This window comes from bacterium, from assembly GCA_026398675.1.
Classification (GTDB): Bacteria; RBG-13-66-14; RBG-13-66-14; order RBG-13-66-14; family RBG-13-66-14; genus RBG-13-66-14.
Genome location: JAPLSK010000273.1, coordinates 1 through 2,568, shown reverse-complemented (window position 1 = coordinate 2,568; position 2,568 = coordinate 1). Strand labels below are relative to the sequence as shown.

Annotated in this window: 2 protein-coding genes; both read right to left on the bottom strand. The window is 67.4% G+C overall.

Going from position 1 to position 2,568, the window contains the following annotated elements:
* Positions 1 to 617 (bottom strand): hypothetical protein (locus NTW26_08405; protein MCX7022272.1); only part of this gene is annotated, 617 nt, incomplete at its 3' end.
* Entirely contained in the window at positions 614 to 2,059 is a 1,446-nt protein-coding gene (locus NTW26_08400; protein ID MCX7022271.1) for a TldD/PmbA family protein, read from the bottom strand. The genes NTW26_08405 and NTW26_08400, both read right to left, overlap by 4 nt.
* Positions 2,060 to 2,568: the final 509 nt, after the last annotated feature.

Sequence of the window (2,568 nt, the reverse complement as noted above, 5' to 3'; positions counted from 1 at the left end):
GCGGCCCGGCGGCCGATGGCGGAGGCGTCGAGGTTCCGCACGTCCTTGGAGTCTTCGGCCGACCAGCCCGCCGAGGTGCGCGACAGAATGGTGGTGTTGACCGCGGCCCGCGTGCCGCAGTAATAGGCCGCGAGCCCCAGGGAGTTCACCAGCGCCACCTCGCTGCCGCCGGTGACGTAGGCGCCCGCGGCGTTGAAGCCGTACTCGTCGCCGGCGGCGATGATTTTAGCCACCTCTTCGGCGCGGAACATCGCCTCGGCCCGGTGGGTCTCTTCGACCCAGGCCTCGACCTCGGGGTACTCCTGGGGTCCGGGGAGGCCGGGGAATCGGGGGTTGGGCGGCACGATGCCGGCGGCGGCCGCCGCTCCCTCCACCGCCCGCGCCAGCCCCTCGTCCGACAGGTCGTTCGTCGTCACCATCCCCACCCGATTTCCGTCCACCACGGCCCGGACGGTGACGGTCGCGTCCCGCTTGGAGACGTTCTGGTGGATGTATGAGTTGGCGAAGCGGGTGAGGTTCAAGTCGGAGACGAAGAGAGAGGCTTCGAGTCCGTCGGCTCCGCCGAGGTCCACGGCGCGGGAGAGGGTCTCCAGGGTCCGGTCGCGTCCAAGCATCATTTGGCAACACCTACCTTCACGCCGCGGAAGCGGGCCGGGGAGGTTCCGTGACCGATGCGCATCACCTGCGTCGGCTCCCCCTTGCCGCAGTTGGGGGTTCCCCAGAGGAACCACTGGTCCCGGTCGCCGATGGCGTCGCAGGAGCCCCAGAACCGCGGGGTTTTGTCATAGTAGAGCGCGTTCTTCACCACGCGGCCCAGCCGGCCGTCCTCTATCTCCCGGGCGTACTCTACGCCGAACTGGAAGTTTATCCGTTTGTCGTCTATGGACCAGCTCTTGTTGGTCGCGAGGAACAGGCCGCGCTTCACGCCGCCCACGAGGTCCTCGAAGGAGGCGTCGCCGGGCTCCAGGCAGACGCTGGTCATGCGGCAGATGGGGAAGTCGCTCCAGCTCTGGGCCCGGCAGGCGCCGTGAGACCCGCCGCCGTGAAGGTGCGCCGTGTCCCGGGTGGAGAGGTAGTCGCAGAAGACGCCGTCCTTGACGATGTAGAACTTCTGCGCCGGAACGCCCTCGTCGTCGAAGGCGAAGTAGCCGAGGGATCCGGGCAGCGTCGCGTCGGCGTAAATGTTGACGATGGGCGAGCCGTAGATGTAGCTGCCGCGCTTGTCCAGGGTCAGGAAGCTGGTGCCGGCGAAGCTCGCCTCCTGGCCGATGACCCGGTCCAGCTCGACGGCGTGGCCGCAGCTCTCGTGAATCTGCAACATCATCTGGGAGCCGTCAATGACGAGGTCCATCTCGCCGGCGGGGGCCTCGGGGGCGTGGACGAGCTCCACGGCCTCGGCGCCCACCCGGGGGGCGTTTTTCACGAGGTCCAACTCCTCGATGAGCTCCCAGCCCCGGGCCTGGTGGAGCCCGCGCATGCTGCAGGGGTAGGTGCGCCGCTGCATGTCCCCGTCGGCCACAGCGATGCAAGAAAGCCCGCCGCCGCACTCGACCTTGCGCTGCTCGATGGCCGAGCCCAGCGAGCTCACGAAGAACTTGTGCGTTTCCTGGGAGTGGATGAAGCCCTCGACCACGCGGATTTCGTCGCCGACGCGCATGGCCTCGGTGGCCTCCAGGAGGAGGTCCGCCTTCTTTTCCAGGGGGACGTCGAAGGGATGGATTCGATAAGCGTTGGGCCAGTAGCCAACGTAGGCGTCGAGGCGGTCGAGGATGAGGGGTTCGCGCTTGACCGTGGCCGAGGCCCTGGCGATGCCCAAGGCGCGGGCCGCCGTCCGGCGCATCTCTTCCGACGTCATGACGCTCGAGCAGGCGAAGCCGAAGGCGCCGTCGTAGACCACGCGAACGCCGAATCCCTTGTCGTACCCGCGGTTGGCCGTCTGCACCGCCCCGTTCTTCACCGAGACGTCCTCGGTCACCAGGTTCTGGTACCGGGCCTCGGCGTAACTCGCCCCGTACACGAGGGCGTGGTCCACCGCGAGCTGGAGGAGCCCTTTGAGCAAACCTACTCCTTTCCGGGGAATTAACGCGTGCCGGACGATGATAGGACTAGGGGGCGGCCAAAGTCAACGGGTGGACCGGTTGTTTTGCCGGGGTGAGGGCCGCTGCATGTCCCCTCTCCCTCCCAGGGAGAGGCGCGCCTACGGGCTAGGGTGAGGGGTGAAGCGGCGGGGATTTGCCGGGGGCATAGCTCGCTTCGCTCGGTTAAAATCCCCGCCCTACATTTGGGGAGAGGCTCGCCTACGGGTCAGGGAGAGGGGTGGATGTGGTTTCCATCAGAAAAAACGGGTTGACCGGTCGGTCCGCCCGTTTTCAGGGTAGCCCCATCACCGGCCCCGGACGGGTCAGTGGGGGCAAAACGTTCCGAAGTCGTCCCGGGGTTCTTCGGTCCTGCTCGCGGCCACGTCGTCCAGCCACAACCACCAGCGCTGCCGGTCGGGCGCGGGCGCGATGTGGTGGCGCAGTGGACCGTAGTACGACAGGCGGTACTCGGCCATCATGTCACGGAGCC